At 35.2% G+C, this 26,503-nt stretch carries 11 protein-coding genes; 9 read left to right on the top strand and 2 right to left on the bottom strand.

Annotation, left to right across the window (positions count from 1 at the left end; translation table 11 throughout):
• Complete coding sequence (locus Q0W04_RS03445; RefSeq protein WP_298500483.1) at nt 1–609, bottom strand: TetR/AcrR family transcriptional regulator; 609 nt, start codon at nt 607–609, stop codon at nt 1–3.
• 245 nt (nt 610–854) lie between these two features.
• Between Q0W04_RS03445 and Q0W04_RS03440 the strand changes: the two genes are divergently transcribed.
• The 9 genes from Q0W04_RS03440 to Q0W04_RS03400 all read left to right on the top strand — a co-directional run bounded on the left by Q0W04_RS03440 (nt 855) and on the right by Q0W04_RS03400 (nt 25,162).
• Nucleotides 855–2,369: an MFS transporter gene (locus Q0W04_RS03440; protein ID WP_298500481.1), complete on the top strand. Its 1,515-nt coding sequence runs from the start codon at nt 855–857 to the stop codon at nt 2,367–2,369.
• Between the two features lie 55 nt (nt 2,370–2,424).
• Nucleotides 2,425–2,877 carry a DUF308 domain-containing protein gene (locus Q0W04_RS03435; RefSeq protein ID WP_298500479.1) on the top strand — a complete coding sequence of 151 codons (453 nt, stop codon included), beginning with the start codon at nt 2,425–2,427 and terminating at the stop codon, nt 2,875–2,877.
• 214 nt (nt 2,878–3,091) lie between these two features.
• Complete coding sequence (locus Q0W04_RS03430) at nt 3,092–3,238, top strand: hypothetical protein (RefSeq protein WP_298500477.1); 147 nt, start codon at nt 3,092–3,094, stop codon at nt 3,236–3,238.
• Between the two features lie 93 nt (nt 3,239–3,331).
• Nucleotides 3,332–3,694: a hypothetical protein gene (locus tag Q0W04_RS03425; RefSeq protein WP_298500475.1), complete on the top strand. Its 363-nt coding sequence runs from the start codon at nt 3,332–3,334 to the stop codon at nt 3,692–3,694.
• Nucleotides 3,609–4,424, top strand: coding sequence for a carbon starvation CstA family protein (locus tag Q0W04_RS03420; protein WP_298500472.1), 816 nt, complete (start codon nt 3,609–3,611; stop codon nt 4,422–4,424). The genes Q0W04_RS03425 and Q0W04_RS03420 overlap by 86 nt, the downstream gene beginning before the upstream one ends.
• Before the next feature lie 57 nt (nt 4,425–4,481).
• Nucleotides 4,482–5,423 (top strand): bile acid:sodium symporter family protein, encoded by a 942-nt coding sequence (locus Q0W04_RS03415; RefSeq protein WP_298500470.1) that lies wholly within the window; start codon nt 4,482–4,484, stop codon nt 5,421–5,423.
• Nucleotides 5,424–5,595: 172 nt separating this feature from the next.
• Nucleotides 5,596–7,581 (top strand): ABC transporter transmembrane domain-containing protein, encoded by a 1,986-nt coding sequence (locus Q0W04_RS03410; RefSeq protein WP_298500468.1) that lies wholly within the window; start codon nt 5,596–5,598, stop codon nt 7,579–7,581.
• 318 nt (nt 7,582–7,899) lie between these two features.
• Nucleotides 7,900–24,171 carry an Ig-like domain repeat protein gene (locus Q0W04_RS03405; RefSeq protein WP_298500465.1) on the top strand — a complete coding sequence of 5,424 codons (16,272 nt, stop codon included), beginning with the start codon at nt 7,900–7,902 and terminating at the stop codon, nt 24,169–24,171.
• Nucleotides 24,172–24,613: 442 nt separating this feature from the next.
• A complete protein-coding gene (locus Q0W04_RS03400; protein ID WP_298500463.1) occupies nt 24,614–25,162 on the top strand; it encodes a DUF2115 domain-containing protein in 549 nt (182 codons plus the stop codon).
• A 350-nt stretch (nt 25,163–25,512) separates the two neighbouring features.
• On the opposite strand, the gene dusB is transcribed toward Q0W04_RS03400, so the two are convergent.
• Nucleotides 25,513–26,493: a tRNA dihydrouridine synthase DusB gene (dusB, locus tag Q0W04_RS03395; RefSeq protein WP_298500461.1), complete on the bottom strand. Its 981-nt coding sequence runs from the start codon at nt 26,491–26,493 to the stop codon at nt 25,513–25,515.
• Nucleotides 26,494–26,503: the final 10 nt, after the last annotated feature.

Raw genomic sequence — 26,503 nt, 5'->3', positions numbered from 1 at the left:
TTATTCTCTAAATCTTATCTTTTCCCATTCCAAATTAAAACTATCTTCAAAGGCTGAAATCATATCATCAATTAAATATACGTCCCATTTATATTGAATTCCGAGGTACATAATAAGTAGTGACTCTGCAATGTCTTCGGCTGAGAAGTCCTGTCGGATTTGGCTGTTTTTTTGACCTTCCTCAATAATTTCTGTGAAAAATTCCTCCAATCCTTTTAGGCTATTGGGGAGAAACCCGGGGTATTTTTCGCTAGCAAATCCTTTTGCAGTCAAAATCAGCAATATGAATCTGTAGTCTATTTCATCTTCAATCGTTTCAATCTTGATTCCTGCCTGTTTTTGTGTAAAAATTTCAGCCATGACATCGTGGATTTTTTCTTTTGCATTTCCCTTAATCTGTCTGAGTTCGTCAATATTGAATTTGAAATAGTTAATAAAATATCTTTCAGTAATTTCATTGTATATTTCTTCTTTATTTGAAAAATAGTGATATATTCCGCCAATAGTAATTCCAGTGGCTTCACTGATTTCTCTAACTGAAACGAGAGAGTTTTCCTTTTCAATCATTAATTTTAAAGTCTTTTCTAAAATTAATTCTTTTGTATTCATACATCTTATGGTTTATATTTTATTGTAATTAAATGATGTAGAGAACGAACGTTCGGTTATTGAAAATTAAGATAAGAATAAACGTTCGGTTATGTTTGAAAAAAGTGACTAACTACGTAGTTTTATGAATTAAACAACAAAAAATTTTATAAAGCAATAAAAGGATAAATATTAACAAGAAAAATATTGGACATCTTCTGTTAATATTTTCTTAAGATTTTTATATTGATATGGAGGATTAATAAATGAATGAAACGCTTAAGGAACACTCTTGGATTCCATTAATATTAGTGGCCTGTGCTTCATTTATTATAACATTGGATGCTACATTCATGAATGTCAGTATTTCCAAGGTTGTAGTTGATCTGCATACTGATGTGAGTACCATTCAATTGATTATGTCATTTTATACTCTCATCACTGCTGCATTCATGCTGCTGAGTACCAAACTTCAGGACATTGTCGGTAAAAAGAAACTGTTCATAATCGGTACTATACTTTATGGTGTCGGTACTTTTACCGCAGCAATAAGTTGGAGCACACCAGTGTTATTTATTGGATGGGCATTGATTGAAGGTATTGCAGGAGCATTGATGACACCTGCTACTGTTTCCCTTATTAGTGGAATTTATTCCGGTGAAAAACGTACATTTGCTTTGGCAATTGAAAGTGTAATGGTTTCCGTTTCTGCTGCTGTCGGTCCGCTGTTCGGTGGGGTCATGACAACATTTTTCAGTTGGAGATGGGGATTTGCAGTTGAATTAGTATTTGTTATCTTTATTTTAGTAATGCAACATAAAATACCTGATTTCGAACCTACAGAATCCAAAAGTGATTTGGACATTACTGGTGCTATAATTTCATTAATAGGACTTGTCCTGTTCGTATGGGGTATTTTAATGCTGACAAAAGACACCTCAACCAGTATAATGGTAATCGTTGCAGGTTTAATTATCTTAGCAGCATTTGCATGGTTTGAAAGTAGAAGAAAAAGTAATGGTAAAGTGCCGTTACTTGATATGGGGTTATTCAAAGACAGAAATTTACGTGTAGGAGCAATCATTAGATTGATAGGTTGTCTTGCAATGGGAGGAGCATTGTTTGCTGTTTCCCTGTTCCTGCAAAGTGTAATGCAGTTAAACGCATTAAATACAGGTCTGACTACACTTCCGATGACTATAGGTCTGCTTATATTTGCAATAGCGGCTCCAAGTTTATCTACTAAAGTGGGTCATAAAAAACTGATAGCCGTAGGATCTCTAATCGCAATCCTCGGATGTGTGATTTTAAGCTATCAATTCAGATTGAATACAACAATGTATGATTTAATGCCTGGTTTGTTTGTATTGGGTGCTGGACTTGGTTTTGTCATGTCCTTAAGTACAGACATTTCCCTGGCTTATATTCCTAAGGAAAATGAAAACAACGCATCCGGTGTTCTTACAACCACACAGACATTAGGTGAATCAATGGGTACAGCAATTATCGGTGTAATCTTAATTCTTGGAGTTATGGGAGGTCTCAGCACTGCAATCAATATGTATGCACCAGAACATGCAAACGATGCGCAATTCTTTGATGATGCTGCAGAGTACCTCCAAACAGCAGGTACTGATAATATCACACAGGACAGTACTGTTTTAAAAGCTGTAGATACTATTATTCAGGAAGCCATGGGATTCGTAATGATAATAACGGCTATTCTGCTGGCTATTGTATTCATTGCAACGTTGCGGCTTAAGAATATGAAAAATCAATGAGAGTTTAACTCTCATTTCCCTTTTTTATATATAAAATTTTTGGAGGAAAAAAAATATGGAATCAAATCAAATATCTGGAATTTTATCAATACTTTTAGGATTAATTTTTATAATTTGTCCTATTTTCAGTACTGCATTTCTGTCTATTCTTATTGGACTGAGTTTAGTATTCTTTGGTATAGCTTCAATACTATCAGGATTTAATGCAATAAATATTGTTATTGGAATTCTGGCCATTTTTGTCGGGCTGGTATTTGTATTTAACATTTCTGCATTGTCATTTATTTTCGCATTACAATTCTATATCATTGGTATTATACTGATTTTAGCAGGTATTGTTGGTCTTATTTCAGATTCACAAATATCAAAAATCGCTTCTATATTCATTATAATTTTAGGTATAATATCCTTTGCTCTTGGAGGATTTTCAATCGGTCAACCACTTTTCGCTGCAATCCTTATCGGTGTAGCTTTAATCGTCCAAGGTGTAAGATTATATCTTGAATAGAAGCTTATAAACAATCTTTCGATTGCTTATTTTTATTTTTTTTTTTTTTTTTTTAAAAGTTTTGCTTTATTATGAGGTAAACTATTAACAGAATAATAGTTATACAGATATTGCAGATTGAATGTTTTTGAAAAGATTCACTAAACAAACTAGAAGGTTGAATTTAAAAAAAGATGAAATTTTCGAATAGAACAATTGTCGGAGGTTATAAAACATGATGGATATGATGATAATGAATGTTATTAGGATAATAATATTAGTTCTAATAATATATGCTGTGGTAAAAGGATTGAAAACATTATTAAAAATAGGAATAATTATATTTGTTATTTCTATAATATTGGGATTATTAGGATTTTAAAGTCAAAAATAGGGATAGCAATGGTATCTGGAAAAGATAAAATCAAAAATCAAAGGTATTATTGGTGGAGTTCATGATTTCTTCTCAGGATTCATGTCTGTGCGAAATGACGGATTCACAATGCCCAGCATTATTTCAAAATATTTGGGAAGTAACATCCAAAAGTTCATGGCGGTTCTTATTGTAATTACCGGAATTTTTGTTTCGACCACATTTGCAAAAGGAGCTGCAGCTTTGCTTGCAGACCTAACCAGTATTCCTATACTTATTTGGGTAACAATAATATTCATTTACTTTTTGATTGCAACCGTATTTCCGGTTGATAAAATTATCGGAAGAATATATCCTGTTTGGAGCATTGCTGTTAATCATGGCGGTGCTGATGATTGGGGCATTGATTTTAAATCCGCCATATTCAATTCTGGAATTCACAACACAAGGCCTATATTTGACTGACAAAAACATTTTCCCATATCTCTTCATTACAATTGCGTGCGGTGCCGTTTCAGGTTTCCACGCATCCCAATCCCCGATTGTTGCAAGATGCATTGAAAATGAGAATGATTCAAGGCCAGTATTTTATGGCGCTATGGTTTTGGAGGGTCTGGTTGCTCTTGTCTGGGCTGCAGTTGCAATGGCATTTTTCCACGGACAGCCTCAACTTGCAGTAATCTATGGCGCAACACCATCAGTAGGAGTCTATGAAATGGCAAAAACATTAGTGGGGCCTGTCGGTTTGGTTTTAACCATTATTGGAGTTGTCATCTGTCCGATTACATCCGGTGATACTGCACTTAGAAGTTCAAGAATAACAATTGCCGATGAACTTCATCTCAATCATGAAAAACTAATTTCAAGACTTAAAATTGCCGTACCATTGTTTTTAGTTGCATTTGGATTAACTTTCATTGATTTTAGTCTGATTTGGAGATACTTTGCTGTGTCTCAGTTAATAGTGGCTACAGTTGTATTATATGCTGCAAGCGCTTATCTTAACAATAATGACAAACCGTATATTGTCGCATTGATTCCGGCAATCCTGTGCACATTAATCACATTCGGATATATTCTGCAGGCTCCTGAATGTTTGGGACTGCCTTCAATGACTGCAAATGTGATTTCGGTTATTGCAACAGTTATTGTTTCAATAATATTTCTTAAAAAGTCAAAGAAGTCAATTCAATAATTTTCTTCTTTGATTTTTTTCAACATGTTTTTAAAGTCCAAAATCAAAAATTAGATTATGAAAGGGATTTTTGAATTTATCGAAAAATATTTTTTCATAGTAATATTGTTGGCAGTAGCTATTTCTTTAGTTTATCCCAATTCATTCAAATGGGTTTTAAGTGAATATAACGGCATCAACATTATCAATCTGCTTTTAAGCATAGTTCTTTTTACAATGGGAACCACTTTGAAAGCGGATGATTTCATTAATGTAATCAAAAATCCTAAGGCAATTGCAGTTGGAATTTCAGCACAATACATCATAATGCCCCTTATGGCCTTTACTCTTGCAAGCGCGTTTTGCCTTGACACCGCTTTGACCGCCGGACTCATTCTTGTTGGGACCGTGCCTGGAGGAACCGCATCTGACGTCATTACTTTTCTTGCAAAGGGAGATGTGGCATTGTCCGTTTCTTTGACTGCAGTTTCTACTGTGATTTCACCAATATTAACCCCAATAATCACATTATTGTTAATAGGAAATCAAATTCAATTCAATCCGGTTGACATGTTCATTTCAATTGTTGAAATAGTAATCGTCCCAATAATTTTAGGTTTGATTCTGAATTACAAATTCCCTAATTTTTGTGAAAAATTAAAAGATTATTTGCCTACAGTATCCTCCATTGTGATTTGTTTAATCGTTGCAGGAGTAATTGGAGCTAATAAACAAGCTATTTTAACTTCATCTACTGTAATACTCATTGTCATTGTCCTGCAGTATTTCCTTTCAATGTTAATTGGATTTGGAATAGGACGCCTTGCAGGAATGAATAAAAAACAGATAATTACAGTAGCCATTGAAATCGCATTTCAAAATTCAGGTTTGTCAACCAGCCTTGCAAAAACCCATTTTCCAAACTTGTCCCAAGCAACAGTTCCCGGAGCGATTTATTCTGTCTTTCAGAATTTTGCAGGCTCAATTCTTGCCTATGCATTCAGAAAATATCAATCCTAACTATGGGTTCTTATAGTTATGTACAAATCTTTCTTAGCAAAACCTTCGCTTCTGTGAATGCTATTTACATTTAACTCTCAACTGGGAGTATGGTGTTTAAAAAGAAATTGTAAAATTCATTTTCCAGGGGTTATGAAATAGTATATATTATATTTAAAACTAAATTATATTCATGAGAAAGTTTTTGAAGGTTTCACTGAAATTCCAATGGAAGACAATATTGGTTATTTTCGCTTTGATAGTCATTCAGACATTCTTTCAAATGGAGATAATTGATTTGTTCAGTGCGGCTTTGACTGGAGTTAAAGAACAGAATATCGATTTGCTTGTCAAATCCGGATCATACATGTTGATGTATACGGTCATTTCAGTGATTGCCATTTATGTAATTTCATTTCTCTCAACAAAAGTGGCTTCAAATGCCGCATATACTGTCCGTGAAAAAATATTTCATATACTGATGAACCTGCCTAGTGAGGAGCTTGAGCAATTTAAAATTTCAGGGCTGGTTACACGGTCAACCAGGGGGATGTCCTCAGAACAGGGTTTTATAGTGATAATACTCACACAATTAATGCTCGTTCCAGTTACACTCGTAGCAATTATTTATGAAATAGCACTGATTGATACGACTTATGCGTTATTCTTCTTGGCATTTGTTGGAGTTCTTAGCCTGATTCTAATTTGGAGAATGAAACAAATCGTAAAAATATTTTTCAGGGCCAAAAAGACATACGGAAAACTGAACCTTATGTTTTTATCCAAAATCAGTGATATTTCTGGCAGGATTCCATTCAATAAACAGGAATATGAAGCTGAATTTGAAGAGGCATGCGAGAATTCCTATGACAAGAATGTCACCTATATTTTAAGCCAATATTATCTCGGGCCAGTATTGTTATGGGGTTTATATGCCATTGTTCTGATTACATTTGCAATGGTTAATTCCGGATACACCATTGGTTTTGAAACCGACAGTGTAGTTGATTCATTCGTTATTCTTATATATGTTGCCTACTTCGTCAGCACATTAACTTTCCTTCCGGCATTAATTGACAGGTGGCCACGTGCATATGCCACTTCCGTGCGTTTGGAGGAAGTCCTGAATCTGGAAGATAAAACCATAAAATCCAAAAGCACTGATGATCCAAAAACAATAGAGATTGTAGAGGAGGATGTATCCTGGCCGGATAAGGGCATATGGGCTGAAAGAAAGGAAATCTCTCAAAAATTCACTCTAATTTTAAAGGATGATAGGATTAAAGTAACACTATCAATGATTTTGCTTACGATATCCACATTGTGCATGGTTTATGCCCCTAAAGTTGCAGGAAAGACGGTTAATTTATTGAGTTCCAATGCGAATTCATTCAACGATGCTGGCGTCTACTTTAACCTTGCCTTGCTTTTCGTATTATATTCTGCAGGGTATCTCTTAAAATTAACTCCAAAGAGAATCATGGGGATTCTCGGTGAAAAGGTGGCCTATAATTTAAGAATGGGATTATTTGACGGAATTGATGCTGTCGGATCCGGTTTCATTAAGGAAAACTCAAAGGGTCTCATCTTGTCCAGACTAAACAACGATGTGATGAACATCCGTGAGTTCGTCTCTTCCCGATTTTCTGAAATTTATGCCCAAATCCTATCGATAGTCCTTGTAATAGTACTGATGATGACTACAGACTTTAGATTGAGCTTAATTTATCTGGTGATACTACCGATTTATATCATTTCCTTTTCTTTATGCGATTATAAATCTAAAGCCTATTATGATGGTCATCAAAAGCATTTGGGGCGATTGATGAGCTATTTTGAAAGAGGCCTCACAAATCGTGATTCATTCCATGAAAAAGGGTTTAAAAAACTAAACCAAACCGTAATTGACTATTATGCCAAATCCAGAAACGTTACTAATATTATGGATCCTGTTACAACCCTTTTGACAAATGTAAGTAATATAACTGTTTATATGGCGGGAATTTACTTTTTATCAGTTGGTGAAATACAGCTGGGAACCCTATTGGCGGTTATCATGTATGGACAGTTATTGACAAAACCTATTAAAAAACTAAGTTCATCTATGGCTTCTATTGAAACTGCATTTTCAAGTATCAAAAGGATATTTGCGATAATTGACTATCAAAAAGCGGAATGATTGGATTTTCAGTCATGTTAATGTATGAAGGTAACTTTTAAACCTTTATTTATTTTTTTAATTCAGATGACTCTAACATTAATGGGAATTGTATACTTATTGTAAATTTCGCTTTTGCTTTTTTTACTTTAAAACCATTTTTGGTATGAATTCATTTAAATCATCACTTCAAAAAAAATGGTATATATTTATTAATAATCAAAAATAAAACTATATATCAAGTATTGTACTTATTGACAATATTTATGTATGTATTATTGTACAGAACGAACGTTCTGTTTGATTACTTGATTTTTAGACAATATGGGGTAATTAAAAATGACGAAAAAAAGGATGGTAATATTGCTGATGCTACTCCTTGTAATGATTATGAGTATCGGTGCAATTTCAGCGGCCGATGCTAATGAAACCTTGCAAGGAGAAGTTAGTGATACAAATATCGCTTTGACAGATGAAGTTGGTGATACAAATATCGCAACAACTTCTTCTGATTTGAAACAAGAGGTCAATGACACTTCACCTGCTATTGAAAGTGTCAATGATGTTGATGAAATTAATGTAGATGATAGTCGAAATGAAAATCATAAGGTGGGAGATGCATCCCCTGCTTCAGATGATGTGCTTTCCGCTTCAGATGATGATTTACTTAAACACAATGAAAACAATTTTTTTTATGGTGGAACTTGGTACTATGATTTTGAAGATGCCCTTTCTGCAGCTGAGAGTAATAAAGGAGGAACAATAAAGATTTGGAGGGGTACATATAAATACACTTCCGATGATGATGATTTTCAATATAAGATTAATACGGAGGGTACATATACAATCCAGCCTTACGGCTCAGACCATCAAGTTATTTTTGACGGTGAGAATAAAGGTTGGTTCTTGCATATAACTAATGCGAATATACATGTCACCATCAGTGACATCACCTTTAAAAATGGGAAAGGAAATGATGGTCCTCTGGAAGTTGAAGATGGTGCACAATTGACCTTGTACAGATGTATATTTGAGGGAAATCATGCTTCTTCCGATGGAGTTAGTTATGGATTGGGTGGTGCCATAATTGTGGATGAAGGTTCACTTGTGGCCAACGACTGTAAGTTCATAAACAATAAGGCTGATAGACACGGTGGTGCCATCTGTATTGAAGATTCAGGTTCAGTTACACTTAACAACTGTTATTTTAAAGACAATAAAAAGGGCTCTGATGAAGCAAACGACTTTGAGGATTATAGTATAGATGGGGGTGAAAGTGCAGATTGGTCTTTTACAAATTGTCTGTTTGTAGGAAGCGGTTCTCTTGATATTGACGTGGATGCTTCTGAAAAATCAGTTTCAATAACTCCTTGGGTTGATGATAATATAAATTTGGTGGTTTTATATAAAGATGGTAAGTTTTATGATGATAATCCTGGGGCTAGTGGCCGTACTACAACTTTCACAGACCTTGAAAAAGGAACCTATACAGTTTACATGATGAAAGATGATGAAAAAAGATATGAGTATAGCGGCAGTACTTTTACAATTATAGAACCTAATTTTATTTTAGATGATGATAAAGTATTTGAAACTTTAAGTGCTGCCATAGATGCTATTCCTAATGGTGGAAGCGGCGAAATTGCTGTTAAAGGCGGAAATTACACAGGTTCTGGTAATCGTTATGTGAAGATTAACAATAAAGTAGTTACAATTAGACCTAAATCTGATTTGGATCATGTTACTTTTTCAGGAGACCGTGTTTTAGATTATACAACCCCCGCTCCAAGTTATTTCTTGACTGTAGGTTCTAATTCCAAACTCACTATTGAAGATATAACTATAACAGGCTACTTTGAAGATTCAGCATTAGAATTCACTGCTGGTTCAGAGGGTTACATTTCAGGTTGTGAATTTAACAATATTAAATATATTAATAATCAACCTGTAAATCCGATTAATGCGCAAAATTCAAATCTGGCACTGTATAAATGTACTTTCGAATCAAACGGTCCAACACTATTTAAAAGCACTATTGTAAATATAGATGAATGTACTTTCACTTCCAATTCAGGTACTCAGGGTGGAGCTATCAATGCTGATTCTTCCACAAATTTAAATGTTACCAACTCAGAATTTAACATGAATGAGGCCAATGAAGGTGGGGCAATATATGCTACTAATCTTGAACTCCATGGTAATGAATTTATAGGAAATTCTGCTAACTTGGGAGGGGCTGTTTATATAACCAGTCAGAGTGAAAGTCTCATAAACATGACATACTGTGTTTTTGATACAAATTATGGAAATTACAGGAATGTATACTTCGAATCACTTACAAGGAAATTTAATTTCGAGTTTAATGAATATGATTTGAATTTGACAATACGTTTAGATGATATTTCCTATGGTTCTGATTCTATTCTTTATGGTAACTTTGACTGGGGATCAAATTTAAATAATACTTATACTCTTTTAACAGGAGTTGCAGATGAGGAAAATATCTTTGGAGATATGGTTACTGTTGTAAATAAAAAATTTGAAATGAATCTTGGAGTACTTCCTGGCGGAACACATCAAATAGTAATGGAAGGTATGTATAATCAGGGAGACAGTAGGGACCATTTCTGGCAACAGGACTACTATTCTGATTTATACCAAAATGAATTCTATTTAATTAATCCGGCATATGCAAAAATTGGAATTGACAAGGCTAAAATATCATTAACTCTTGAAGTAAAGGATGTATTAATACCTGAAACACCTGTTTTAAATGTTTATGCCGATAGGGATTTGAATTACACTATTTTCATTCAAAATAAATATTATCAAGTTCAGGTTGTAAACGGTAAAGGCAGCATGCAACTGACCGGCCTTGATTTGGGCAATTATACTGTTGTTGCTATGCGTGACTCTGATGATAACTATGAGCTTGCAATGAATTTCACTACATTTGCAATTGCTAAAACATACAGCAACTTCCTTGTATTAAGTACAAATGTGGAATATGATACCTTAAATGAGGCAGTAGCCAATTCCAATGATGATGATACTATTCATGTTAAAAAAGGAACATATAAAAACACTGGAATAGTGATATCCAATAAGACTCTCGAGATTATTGCATTGGAAGGTGCAGTCTTTGATGCTCAAGGCGCCGACGCCAATTTCATAATAGTCAATGAATACGCTGTAGCCGATATATCCGGAATTACATTCAGAGGACTTCACAACAGAAATACCAATTATGGTGCTATAGTCAATCACGGATATCTTTCACTGACTTCATGTAATTTCACAGACAATAAGATTACAAAGACCACATTTGCTGAAAATGGTGGGGCAGCAATATTCAGTGACGGAGATTTATTGGATATTGACGGTTGTAATTTCATAAACAATGTCGCTCCTTTAAAAGTAGGTACTGCAGCAGTCACATCACTGGGTCATGAAGACGTTTCAATTACAGATTCCAAATTCATAAATAACACTGCACGTGAAGGTGGAGCATTGCACTTCAAAAACATAATCCAATTTGAAGCAGCAGTTACTTCATGTGACTTTGAACGCAATACTGCTGTTAAAGGATCTGCAATATATGTAGGCAACAATTCCAGATATATATCAGTCACTTACTCTGATTTCAAGAAAAACGACATCAAAAATAATCTTGGAGAAAAAACTCAACTTGAGGGTGGAGTAATATATGTCAACGCCGACACTAATGACGTAACCCTTGATATTAGTTTATCCAATTTTGAAGACAACTCCAACAGCAATGTTGATGGTGGAGTCATATGCCTTGACGGATCTTCAAAAGCCACCATTGAAAGTTGTGTCTTTACCAACAATAGCGGTAAGGTGGGTTCAGTAATTTTAATCAAAAACCCTTATGATAAAAAGCTCACCTTAATTATGGATAGCAGTGCGTTTACAAATAACAATGCGACAACCGGAGCCGTTGCAACATCTCCTAAAGTTACTGCATTAATCGATGAGTGTGTTTTTGCAAATAACACTGGAGAAAACAGACATATCTACAGCAATGGATTTACCGTAGTCCATGATTCCATGTTTGATGTTAAGGATGCTAAATTGAATGCACCTTCTGTTCAATATGGTGAAAGCTCAACAATCACTGGTACAGCAGATATCGGTACCAATATATATGCGGCAGCCAATTTAACAGTAGCTGGTAAAAACAACATTGCGGAAATCAAAAACAATGCATTCACATATGATGCAGGCATATTGAGTTACGGCAAATATTATGCTGTTTTAAACAATATTGTTGATAACAATAATAATATATATCAGATGGACAGCATCACTGAAATTTTCAGAGTTACCCGCGGTAGTATGGAATTAAATGTTTCAGTTGACAATATTACCTATGGTGAAACCCTTAAAGTCGTTGAAAGTATACCTTCAATCGCTACAGGTACAGTTGATTACCAACTGAACGGAAAGTATTATACAAAAGATGAAATTGAGTCATTGAAACTGGATGCAGGAAAATATACTCTTGTAGCTATCTATGACCATGATGATTTCGCATTCACATCAACTGCTGTTAATTTCGAAGTTTATAAAGCTAATCCGACCATATCTGTACCGGATGTAGATGTAAAATATAATGACAGTATTGTTATAAACATAGAATCAGATGTTGCATCAATTTATACAATAGAAATTGAAGATTACAGAAATGTCGTATTTGTCAATGGCAGCAGATCTATTGTAATAGATAAAACATTGAATCCGGGTAATTACACAATCAAGGTGACTTCACAGGAACGTGTAAACTACATATCAAATTCCACTGAGGCAATTTTGAATGTCAATGGAAATATTCCTGTATTTAGCTTAAGTATCTCAAACGCTAATATGGCTGATATTGGAACCGGCAATGTGGGAGAAACTGATTCTGCAGTTGATGTTTCCAATAATGTTCAATCCAAACCTTTAATGGCAATTAGGTATTTTGCAATTGATGATACTAAATCAAAAGAACAGCTCAGTAATTCTCCAGATAACAACCTCGGTGAGGAATATGAGGAAGGCAGATTCCTTTTCCAATACGATGAGGATGATGATTATGACTACTTTGATACTTTAGAAGATGCAGTCGATGAAGCTGTGTTATATGGCTCAGGTATCATTACAGTTAGAGGCGGAACATATCCTGTATATAGTATTGATATTGAAGGAGAAGTGGAATTAACAATCAAGGCTTATGAAAATGAAGAGGTTATCTTTGACTGTGGTGGCGAATATTACTTCATGCTTTTAACATATGATACTGAAATGGAGTGGGTTCAGGTACCTCCGCCTCCACATCCAGAGTTTGAGCAGACAGACGGTCCTACCGTCACACTTGAAAACATTACAGTAATCAATGGGGTTGCTAATTATGGTGGGGCTATTGACCTGAGAGCAGGTACTTTGGTCTTGAACAACTGTAATTTCCACAATAACCATGCTAATGATGAGGGCGGAGCCATATATATTGGTACATGGGATGCAGAATATGATGCAACTCTCATTGCAGTAAACACTACCTTTACAAACAATTACGCAGAAAGTGAAGGTGGAGCAATCTATATTGCATCCGACAATTTGGACGGTCAAACAACATCAGCTTCATTTATGTTATGTACCTTCTTAGACAACTACCAAGGTGAAGATGAAGAGAGAATGAGGAATTACTTTGCTGGTGGTAATGCTGATGAAATAATTTGTCAATATTGTATCTTTAACGCTAATGGGGAAATATACAATTTCACTATGGATAAAATCAATCAGGCTGTCTATGTAAATGGTACATCTAATGATACCTTTGATTCAGTGGTCTTATTGTACTTCGATACAGCACCTTTATACACTATTAACAACAACGGTTCAAGTGATTTCAGCATCACTTTTGAGGATGTTATGGGCGGAAACTATACAGTAGGTGTAATGAACGACCATGACTTCAATACATATATCTTTGATGTCAAATTTGAAATGAAAGTGCCGAATTTCATCATATCCGAAGATGAAGTATATGAAAACTTGACTGACGCTATTGATGCTGTTGCGGAAAATGGAGTTATATATGCAAATGCAAATTACTATCTTGAAGAGCAAATGGGAATTGATATCAGCAAATCATTCACTCTTAAGAATTTCAGAGGCCGTGATGTTGTTTTCGACGGAAACAGTACAACATGGTTCTTTACAATAGCTGAAGGATGCACTGTTGCATTTGAAGGCATATACTTTACTGACGGTGCTGTAAAAAATCATGCAAGCATTGAAAATTACGGTACTTTAGTAATCAATAACTGTACATTCGACAGTTTTGAAACAGCTGAAATTATATACAATTCAGGTTTGTTAAATCTATTAAACAGTACATTTTCACTTAACTTCGTTAATAATGCTGTTGTCTTCAATGATGGACAATTATTCATCGATACAGTTGAATTTTCAAGCAATATTGTCAATATGAGTTCTGTGGTATACACCAATGGTGCTGCAGAAATCATCTCCGCTAATTTCACAGATAACTTTAATTTAGGAAATGGTGGTGCAATCTATAACGCCAAGTCATTATCTGTTAAAGACACCGTTTTCACAGAAAATGAGGGTTACAATGGTGGAGCTGTTTATAGTGAAGGAACCTTAGAAGTTATAAACTCCACTTTTGAAGACAACACTGCAAACGGATATGGTGGAGCTATTTACAATGGAAATGAAGCAAACATATTTAATTCAACATTCACAGGATCATCCAGTGAATTTGACGGTGGTGCCATTTATAACAATAATGTAATGGTTATCGATAATTCCACATTCGTTGGAAATACCGCAACCGGCAGAGGTGGAGCAATCTACAACAACAAATCTCTGGTACTTACAAAATCACTATTCGGAATTAACTATGCTGAAGAGTTTGCTAACATTTACAATGCAGGTGATATTCAATTCAGTGAAAACATATTCGATTTCTATGATGTGATATTGGTTGTACCGGATGGTGAATACGGCATTCCAACAACAATTACTGGTACACTTAACCCTGAATTCAATATGGATCTCCAAACTGTATTGCCTGGTTTTGTCAATCAAAAAGATGCCACAGTCACTATTCAAGAAGGTGTATTTGAATACGTTACAGACATCCTGCCAAAAGGCATTTATGATGTTGTATTAAATGAAGTCATTTACGACATCTACGGCAACATATATTATGGTGAAGCAATAACTGACAGGCTTGTCATAAATAAGGCGAATGTCTACATCAATCTGACTGTAGATGATATTGTCCTTAGAAATACTGATCAGGCAGCACCGGTTTTAAAAATCAGTGCAAGTAAAGACGGATTATTGAGTATTGTTTTCAACAATAAGATTTTAAATGTCAATATTGTTGGCGGTCAGGCCACAGTAACATTGGATGCAGTCGGTGAAGGAAATTACACTGTATTTGCTGCTCGTGAAGGTGATGAAAATTATAATGATGCTGTAAACACAACCACATTTGCTGTCACTGAATATGAAGGCAATTTCATTGTCAACAGTACTGGCGGTAAATTTGATACATTACGTGAAGCCATTGAAAATTCTGCAAATGAAGACATTATTTATGTAATGGAAGGAAACTATACTGGTGCTGACAATTTGGGCTTGTCCATTTACAGTAAAAAATTAACTATAATTTCACTTGGAGATGTTGTTTTTAATGGGGATGCAACTGATTTAAACTTTTTGACTGTTGATGCAACTGCCGATGTTACTATATGTGATGTTGTAGTTTCTAGCTTTAATGTTAAAAATAAGGTGTCAATCCTTGAGAATAGAGGTGATTTGACTCTTGATGGATGTATCTTTATCAATAACACTTATGCGGATGACTGTATGACAATTGTTTACAATTCTGGAAATTTAAATATTACTGGATCCGCATTTTATGATAATATTGCAGAACATTACATTATTCAGTGTGATTCCGGACTTGTCATTAATGAATCAACATTTGAGAATAATACTGTTAACGAAGCTATTATTTCAATCCATGATGCACAAGATTCATCAAAAATTATATCAACAGAATTCATTGGAAACACATTATCATGTGCTCTTATTGATGTTGTAGGTTGTAGTGATGTTCTTATCAGTTCTGAATTTTACAATAACACTAAAAAAGGTGAAGATATTGTAGATATTGTTTATGCAAGGGATTCCAATTTACTTGTTGAAAATTCCATATTTAGGGGCAATGCTGTGAATGCGTTAATACGTGGAATGAGTAATAATAATGTTATTTCAGAATCTCTCTTCACAGATAATACCGTTGCAAATGTTGTTTTCAGTGCGGACAATAATCTATCCGTTATTGATTCTATATTTACAGGCAACACACTTTCAGATGATGGTGCATTATGTATTGCAGTAGATGTGCATGCAACTGTCAATGGATGTGTCTTTTCAGACAATAAGGCAGACGAGTACAGAAACATTTATAGTGTTTCTACTGATGTGAATATTGTCAATACAACATTTGATGCAATAAACGTTGATTTCACTGTTCATGATATTGACTATGGACAAAACGAAACAATTGAAGGTACTATTGACATCGGTACAAACATCAACTTTACCGTTAATTTGGACATTAACTCCAAGATTTATTCAGTCAATGTATCTGACAATAAGTTCACATTAAATGCAGGTATTCTTAACGGTGGAGACTATACTGTGGTATTAAATCCAAAAGATACTAATTCAAACACTTTTGTATTTGATAAAATAACCAAAGTATTCACTGTAAGCCGTATTGATCCTGGTTTAAGCGTATCAATAGATGATATTACTCAAGGTGAAAAATTAAATGTTACTTCAACTATTGCTAAGAATGCTAAGGGTAATGTTGTCTATGAATTGAACGGTAATGTCTACAGTAAGGCTCAACTTGAAAATCTCACATTAACTCCGGGTAGTTATTTAGTTACAGCTGTCTACAGAGGAGATAAAAACTACCTTCCTGCTAGTGAAATGGTTAATGTGAAGGTTAACAAAGTCGCTCCAAACATAACAGTAAATGATGTTGCAGTTGACTATGGTGATGAGATTAAAATCAATGTAACTGTCGGTGCTGCTGATTATTACACAGTATTTTTAGACAACAGATACAATGAATCAGTTTCATTATATGTTGACAATAGCGCAATATTCACCTTCCCAAGTGAAACCTTCAAAGCGGGCAGTTATAAAATCACTGTTTATGTATTTGAAAGTGACAATTATGCTGAAGAATATGCATATGCCACTTTAACACTTAATAAGGCTATAGGAGTTTTCAATTTAACAAACGATACAATTATTCAGGGTGAAAATGCAACAATTACTGTAGAAGTTCCACTTAATGCATACGGAAACATTGCATACAATGTATATGATGTGGATGGAAAATCAGTTTACAGTATCGTACAATCCTGTCTGGAAAATCTTACTGTTCCTAATTTGAATCCTGGAAAATATATTGTCAACGGTACTTATGAAGGCGATTCTTATTACAGTAACGAATCTATAATCAGTTCTAGTGAAATATTTGTCAGAGAATGTGTAGACATAATCATTACTGTAGGTAATATAACCTATGGTGAAAATGCTACTGTTACTGTTGAAAGTAATGTTGATGGCGAATACCTTGTTTATGTGGGAACTGAACCTATTGTGGTTACTGTCATAAAAGGTACTGGAAATGTATCTGTTTCCAATTTAAATGCTGGAAGTTATGTTGCTAACGTTACTGTTATCGATGGCAATTATTCAGGATTTAATGAAACAGTATTTGGCGTAGCTCCTAAATCCACTTCAGTTGATATTTCTATTGAAGATATTGTATTTGGTGAGAATGCTATTGCTGTTGTTAATGGTGAAATTGATGGCGAATACATTATAGAGATAGATAATCAGAATTACACTGTAAATGTTGTTGACGGTAAAGGAAATACTGCAATTGATGGTCTGGCTATTGGTGAAGATATTTTAGCTTCCATAACAATTGCCAACGCTAACTATGCTGCATCCAATACTACAACATTTAATGTATTCAGCAGATATAACACTCCAATTGAAATGGATATGGAGATTGTGGAAAACAATATTACAATGACCGTTACTATTAATGATAAGGCAACCGGCCTTGTTAAATTCCAGGTAACCGGTCAGGAAGAATATGTGGTATACTCTGATGTTATTGATGGTGTAGCTATTCTTGAAGATGTTCTTGAGACTGGCGATTACACAGTTGTCGCAACCTATATGGGTAATGACAGGTTCAACACTAACATTACTTATGCTGATTTCACTATCAAAGGCCACATTAAGAAGAATACTACTATTGATGCTCATGCTGATGTGGTTGGATACAGGGTTACTTTAACTGTAACTGTTGATGAAAACGCTACTGGTTTTGTAAAACTGGTTGTTGGTGGTACTGTTGCCAATATTGAATTGGAAAACGGTAAAGGAACATTAACAACTAATTTACTGCCAAACAGTTACTATATTGATGTAACTTACCTTGGTGATGATGACTACAATATGAACAGTACTGCTGTGACATTTACCGTAACAGAAATTTCCAAGGATAATACTACAATTGATCTTAATGTTATAGCTGGTGAAGACACTGCTTGGATTGTGGTTGATTTGAATGAAACCGCAACCGGATTGGTTAAATTCTATATGGTAAATAAAGAAACAGGCGAAAACGCTACTATGTACATGGATGTTGTAGAAGGTCATGTAGAAACCTTTACTAACAGTCTCACACCTGGAAACTACACTGTAGTTGCAACATATATGGGTGATTCAGTATTCAATACCAACACTACATCCAAGGGTGTTGAAATCCTCGGACATATTCTGAAAGATACTCCAATCGAGGCAACAGTTGAAACTAATGCAAATAGAGTCATATTAACAGTTAAAGTTGATGAAAACGCAACCGGATTTGTAAAGGTAACTGTTGGTGGCACTGTAGCTAACATTGAATTGGAAAACGGTAAAGGAATATTAACAACTGTATTGCCTTACGGAAGTTACAGCTTAAATATAACTTATTTAGGTGATGCAAACTACAATAAGAACTCAACAAAATCTGAATTTACACTTGTAGAGCCTGCTAAGGAAAACACTCCTATCGCTTTGGATGTTGTGACTGATGAAAACTATGTGGGAATGACAGCTACTGTTAGTGATGCTGCAACCGGTCTTGTCAAATTCCAAGTAATTGGCAGCACAGGAGAATACACACTCTATGCAGATGTAATTGGTGGAAAAGCCATTCTTGAAGATACTCTACCAGTCGGCAATTACACAGTATTAGCAACATTTATGGGAGACAGCAGGTTTAATACCAACATTACTTATAAGGACTTTACTATCGTGGGTCATATTAAGAAGGATACTCCTATTAATGCTCGTGCTGATGTGAATGGAAACAGAGTCACATTAACAGTTAATGTTGATGAAGATGCTACCGGTTTTGTAAAATTAACCATTGGTGGCACTGTTACTAATATTGAAGTGGTGGATGGTGTCGCAACACTGACAACTTTACTTGTGCCAAACAGTTACTATGTTGATGTAACTTATCTTGGTGATGATGACTTCAATATGAACAGTACCAAAGTGTCATTTACCATAACAGAAGTTGCCAAGAAAAATACTAATATTGATCTTAACATTATAGCTTATGAGGACACTGCTCTGATTATGGTTGATTTGAATAAGGCTACAACCGGATTGGTTAAATTCTATATGGTATGGAAAGAAACCGGTGAAGAATATACTATGTACATGGATGTTGTAGATGGTCATGTGGAAACATTAACTAACAACATTGAACCTGGAAACTACACTGTAGTTGCAACATACATGGGTGATTCAGTATTCAACACCAACACTACCTCTGAGGATGTTGAAATCATTGGTCATGTGCTGAAAGATACTCCAATCACAGCAAGTGTTGTATCAAGTGGAACCAGAGTCACATTGACTGCTAAAGTTGATGAAGAGGCTACCGGATTTGTTGAACTTAAATTTGGTGATAATGTATTTAACATTGCATTAAAAGACGGAATCGGAACATTGACAACTTCATTGCCTTATGGAAGCTACAGTCTTGATATTACTTATCTTGGTGATGAAAACTACAATAAGAACTCCACTAAACTCGATTTCACACTTGTAGAGCCTGCTAAGGAAAACACTCCAATCGCTTTGGATATCGTGACTGACGAAAGTTATGTTGGAATGACTGTTATTCTTGATGATGCTGCAACAGGTCTTGTCAAATTCCATGTAACTGGTGAAGAAGACTATGTGGTATACTCTGATGTTATTGACGGTGTAGCTATTCTTGAAGATGTTCTTACAGTCGGCAATTACTCAGTAATTGCAACATATATGGGAGACAGCAGGTTTAATACCAACATTACTTATGGAGATTTCACCATCAAAGGTCATATTAAGAAAGACACTCCAATCTCAGCACGTGCTGTTGTGAACGGAAACAGAGTAACATTAACTGCAAATGTTGATGAAGATGCTACTGGTTTTGTAAAATTAACCATTAGTGGAACTGTTGTTAATGTTGAAGTGGTGGATGGTGTCGCAACACTTACTACTACATTGCCTGCAAACAGTTACTTTGTTGATGTAACTTACCTTGGTGATGAGGACTTCAATATGAACAGTACTAAAGTGGTATTTACCATAACAGAAGTTTCCAAGTTGAATACTACTATTGATCTTAACATTGTAACTTATGAAGACGCTGCCTTTATTACAGTTGATTTGGATAAAGCTGCAACCGGATTGGTTAAATTCTATATGGTATGGAAAGAAACCGGTGAAAACTCTACTGTGTACATGGATGTTGTAGATGGTCATGTCGAATCTTATACTAACAGCATTGCACCTGGAAACTACTCCATAACTGTAACATACATGGGTGATTCAGTATTCAATACCAACACTACATCTGGAGATGTTGAAATCCTTGGACATATTCTGAAAGATACTCCAATTACAGCAAATGTTGCTGCAAACGGAAACAGAGTCACATTAACTGCTAAAGTTGATGAAGAGGCTACAGGATTTGTCGAACTTAAATTTGGTGATAATGTATTTAACATTGCATTAAAAGACGGAATCGGAACTTTAACAACTTCATTGCCTTACGGAAGCTACAGCTTAGATATTACTTATCTTGGTGATGAAAACTACAATAAGAACTCCACTAAACTCGAATTCACACTCACAGAGCCTGCTAAGGAAAACACTCCAATTTCCATGGATATTGTGACTTATGAAGATGAGGTGTGGATGACTGTTAGTGTTGATGATGCTGCTACTGGTCTTGTTAAATTCCAAGTAACTGGTCCAGAAGAATTTACACTTTATGTGGATGTAATTGATGGTAAAGCGATTGTTGATGAGGTTCTTTTAATTGGGGATTACAGCGTAATTGTAACCTATATGGGAGACAGCAGGTTTAATACCAACATTACTTATGGTGATTTCACTATTGCAGGTCATATTAAGAAGGATACTCCTATTGATGCACATGCTGTTGTGAACGGAAACAGAGTTACATTAACTGTTAATGTTGATGAAGATGCTACTGGTTTCGTAAAACTGGCCATTGGAGGTACTGTTACTAATATTGAAGTAGTGGACGGTGTCGCAAAACTGACAACCACATTACTGCCAAACAGTTACTATGTTGATGTAACCTACCTTGGTGATAATGACTTCAATATGAACAATACCAAAGTGACATTTACTGTAACCGAAGCTTCCAAGAAAGATACTCCTATTGACCTTAACGTTACAGCTGGTGAAGACGTTATCTGGATTACAGTTGATTTGGATAAAGATGCAACTGGATTGGTTAAACTCTATATGGTTTGGAAAGAAACAGGCGAAAACATTACTGCATACATGGATGTTATTGATGGTCGTGTAGAAACATTAACTAACAGCCTTTTACCTGGAAACTATTCTGTTGTTGCAACATACATGGGTGATTCACTATTCAATACCAACACTACATCCAAGGATGTTGAAATCATTGGACATGTGATGAAAGATACTCCAATCTCAGCAAATGTTGCTGCAAACGGAAACAGGGTTACTTTAACTGTTACTGTTGATGAAGAGGCTACTGGATTTGTTGAACTTAAATTTGGTGATAATGTATTTAACATTGCATTAAAAGATGGAATCGGAACATTGACAACTTCATTGCCTTACGGAAGCTATAGCTTAGATATTACTTATCTTGGTGATGAAAACTACAATAAGAACTCCACTAAACTCGAATTCACACTCACAGAGCCTGCTAAGGAAAACACTCCAATCTCCTTGGATATTGTGACTTATGAAAACGATGTGCTGATGACTGTTACTGTTGATGATGCTGCTACTGGTCTTGTCAAATTCCAAGTAACTGGTCCAGAAGAATTTACACTCTATGTGGATGTAATTGATGGTATAGCAGTTGTTGAAGAGGTTCTTTTAACTGGCGATTACTCAGTAGTTGCAACATTTATGGGAGACAGCAAGTTTAATACTAACATTACTTATGGTGATTTCACCATTAGTGGTCATATTAAGAAAGATACTCCTATTAGTGCTCATGCTGATGTGATTGGTAACAGGGTTACTTTAACTGTGAATGTTGATGAAGATGCTACTGGTTTTGTAAAATTAACCATTAGTGGAACTGTTGTTAATGTTGAAGTGGTGGATGGTGTCGCAAAACTGACAACCACATTGCCTGCAAACAGTTACTTTGCTGATGTAACTTATCTTGGTGATGAAGACTTCAATATGAACAGTACTCAAGTGACATTTACAATAACAGAAGTTTCCAAACAGAATACTACAATTGATCTTAACATTTCAGTTTATGAAGACACTGCTCTGGTTATGGTTGATTTGAATAATGCTACAACCGGATTGGTTAAACTTTATATGCTCTGGAAAGAAACCGGTGAAGAATATACCATGTACATGGATGTTGTAGATGGTCATGTAGAAACATTAACTAACAGCATTTTACCTGGAAACTACACTATAGTTGCAACATACATGGGTGATTCAGTATTCAACACCAACACTACATCTCAGGACGTTGAAATCATTGGTCATGTGATGAAAGATACACCAATCACAGTTGATGCTGTTGTGAATGGAAGCAGAGTTACATTAACTGCTGAAGTTGATGCGAATGCTACCGGATTGGTTAAATTTGAAATAATCGGTGATGAAGGCAATTCAGTATATGTTGATGTAATCGACGGAAAAGCAGTTATAGAAGGAGTATTGAAAGATGGAAATTACACTGTAATTGCTATTTATATGGGTGATTTCATATTTAATGCAAATGTAACTTCATTAGACTTTACAATCAATGCTCCAAAATCAGCAAACATCACAGTAGATGTCCCAAGCGACATCAAGGCTGGTGAGGATATTCCTGTAACCGTTGATATTCCTGGAGGCAGTGGAAACGTAAGTGTCATTGTTGACGGTGTTGAAACTGTTGTTCCTATTGTTGACGGTAAGGCAAACTACACTATTCCTGCTCTCGATGTTGGAAATCATACTGTTGTAGTATCCTATCCTGGTGATGATGCTCATGTAGCTACTACAGTCGCTAAATCCATTAGCGTTTCTGCAATTGCAAGTGAGTTTACAAACATCACAGTATCCGGTAGTGGTGTCATTTCTGTCAGTTTAGTTGATGAGACCGGTTCTCCGATTGCAAATGCCAACTTGACTTACACTATAAACGGTAAGCCATTCACTGGCATGACTGACTCCAAAGGTGGTGTTGTAATCACTGTTTCTGAAAATAGTGTTGTTGAATTGAAATACGCTGGAACAAGCACAATATTGCCTGCCAATGCTACAATTACCTTAAAAGATTTAATTCCTATAAGAACAAATACTTCTGTTTTAGGTAATAACTACACACAATACGCAATTGAGTACTATTCCGGTGAAAGAGGACAGAACTTTACTGTAAAACTTGTTGACTCTATGGGCAATCCGCTTGCTAATCAAACAGTGCTGATAGGTTATAATGGTAAGTGTTTGTTCAGGATAACCAATGCTACTGGTCATGCATCTGTGCAAATCAACTTGGTTGCTGCACAGAGACTAACATTTGCTGTGGCATTTTTAGGTGATGATGACTATAATGGAACTATGTCAGTATATCTGATTACCATTAACAAAAAACCGGTTACTATGACTGCTGCTGATAAAACATATAAGGCTACAGCAAAAACTAAAAAGTACACTGTAACCTTAAAAACAATCAAAGGCGCATCAGCTGACGGTAAAACCTACTTCACAGCAGGTAAAAAAGTCACCATGAAACTTAATGGTAAAACCTACACAGCAAAAACCAATAGTAAAGGTCAGGCTACTTTCAACCTTGATATTACCAAGAAAGGTAAATTCAACGCAGTAATAGAGTATGCCGGTGACAATACATATGTTGCAGTAAGCAAGTCCGTAAAAATAACAATTAAATAAGAGATTTAATATATCTCTTATTCTTTTTCTTTTTTTAGTATCAGCATTAATTTGATGACTGTTCTTTTTGAATTATTGCTTCTGGCAAATTATATTCTGTTTTTGAATCAATCATGATGATTGTTTCATTATGTGTTTTCTATATATCTTTAATGGCCAATAGGACCTAATATAGCGAGGGCATTGTATTTACAAGAAACGATTCGAAAATGATACTTTGCATTGTTATCAGTTCTTTAATCATGCTGTACGTGGATTTTTAATTGGTGTTTTAGTATGTACTTGCGGAAATTTCATTGTTTTGTCTCAAATCCATCAGAAGTTTTTAAAATGATTACTTGAACTTCTTTTATTATTGTTGTGCCGATAAACATTTAAATACAAATTTTAAAAATATATTATATATGGCAGATGTGCTACTTTTATAGAATTGGGTGAATTTATGAACGATTCCTTGAATATGTATGATGATTTTGCAGACGTTGTTAGCTCAGAGGAGTTTGTATCTGCAGATGAGGTCTTAAAAGTTTTAAAAAAATATTCTTCAACAATATCTGTATTTGATTTGATGGAGGTTAATGCCGAGATGATTGAAGAGTCAAAGTATGTTCAGGACAGTTATAAGCAAAAAAGTCACGGCATATATGCAAAATATTTTTTAGGCCGCATCCGTGACATATCAAGCGATAATCATGAGTATAATAAGAATATTGATAAGGGAGAGTTCATAGATTCGGTTGCTACATTAAAGTCCTATCATATCAATGAATCAATAACTTCAAAAACCAAATTCCCATTGATATATGGGATTGTATCATTATATACTACGTTTATTTTGGAAGAACCGATTCATCCTGTGGGCACTCCGTTTCCAGGATCTTTGGAAGTGGAGGAACATGATGGAAAGTTCTATTGTCCTGTTAAGGATGCGAATATGGAATCGCCAAATGCGGTCTGTAAAATGTGCATTGCAGAGCAATTGGAGTTTTAGATTGTGTGAAGTTAAAATGAATTTAGGATTTTCACCCATAGGTTTGGCATTGGTGATAATGCTGTTTGTATTCTTTTCAATTATATTGATTGGAGATACTATAATTTGACTGATTCTTGCAATAGCTTTCATTTTAATGGTCCTGTATGAAATATACTGGGTCCGATATTTTAGAAGTTCAAAAACAATGAAGGACATGTATAGTGACTTCCTAAAAATTCCTGTTCTGGGTAACTCTTCCGGTTTTTTGCTTTTGGAATCTGTGAAAAAAATGTATTTTTAATAATTTCAACAATAGTTCTGGTGATTGGTCATATTGGAATTCATCTGAATCATCAAAAGGAGGCGAACTAATAGGCAATCATCTGTCTGAATTCTTCCAATAAGTCATATAGCTCTTCTTTTGTATTCATTTTAAATATTTTTGGTTTTATTTCAGAGCTTCTGTATGTGTTTTTCAGATAATATGCAGTGTGGGTTCTCATTTTATGGATTGCTATTTTTTCAGTTTTTATTTCGGATAACAGCTCGGCATGCCTTTTAATCATGGCTATCTTTTCATCTATCGTTACTTTTTGAGGTTCGATTCCCTCATCCAAATAATCTATGCATTGCTTTATCAGCCATGGATTTCCGCGAATCGCCCTTCCAAGCATGATTGCATCACAGTTGGTTTCATCAATCATTTTTTTGGCATCATAGCATGTCCATATGTCTCCGTTTCCAATTACTGGAATTGAAAGTGTGTCTTTAATGTCTTTGATAATGCTCCAATCGGCCGGAACATCATATCGGTCTTCACGGGTACGTGGATGAACCGTAATTGCTGATGCGCCTGCATCTTCAACGATTCCTGCAACTTCCAGGGCATTGACATGTCCAGGGTCCCATCCGCTTCTTATCTTAACAGTTACTGGTATTGGGACGCTTTTTACCACGCTTTCAACAATGTCTCTGATTTTATCGGTGTCTTTTAGAAGCGCACTTCCGGATTGGCTTTTTATTGCCACTTTGGTTACGGGGCATCCCATATTGATGTCAATGATGTCCGGTTTCATTGTTTCGCAGATGAATTTTGATGCAATTTCAAACGATTTTGCTTCAGCTCCAAAAATCTGCTGTGAAATGGGGCGTTCTCCATCTGTCATATACAACATTTCCTTTGTCTTTTTGTTGTCATATACGATTGACTTTGCCGAAACCATTTCAGTTTCGATAAGTCCGCAACCCATTGATTTAGCGATTCTTCTAAAAGCGGAGTCACATATTCCCGCCATTGGTGCTAAAACGACTTGGTTGTCTATTTTGACATTGCCTATTTTCCATTTCATGTTTTCAAAA

The organism is uncultured Methanobrevibacter sp. (assembly GCF_947170395.1).
In the GTDB taxonomy this organism is placed as follows: Archaea; Methanobacteriota; Methanobacteria; order Methanobacteriales; family Methanobacteriaceae; genus Methanocatella.
The sequence above is the reverse complement of the archived record's forward strand: the minus strand, read 5'-3'. Positions and strand labels throughout refer to the sequence as shown.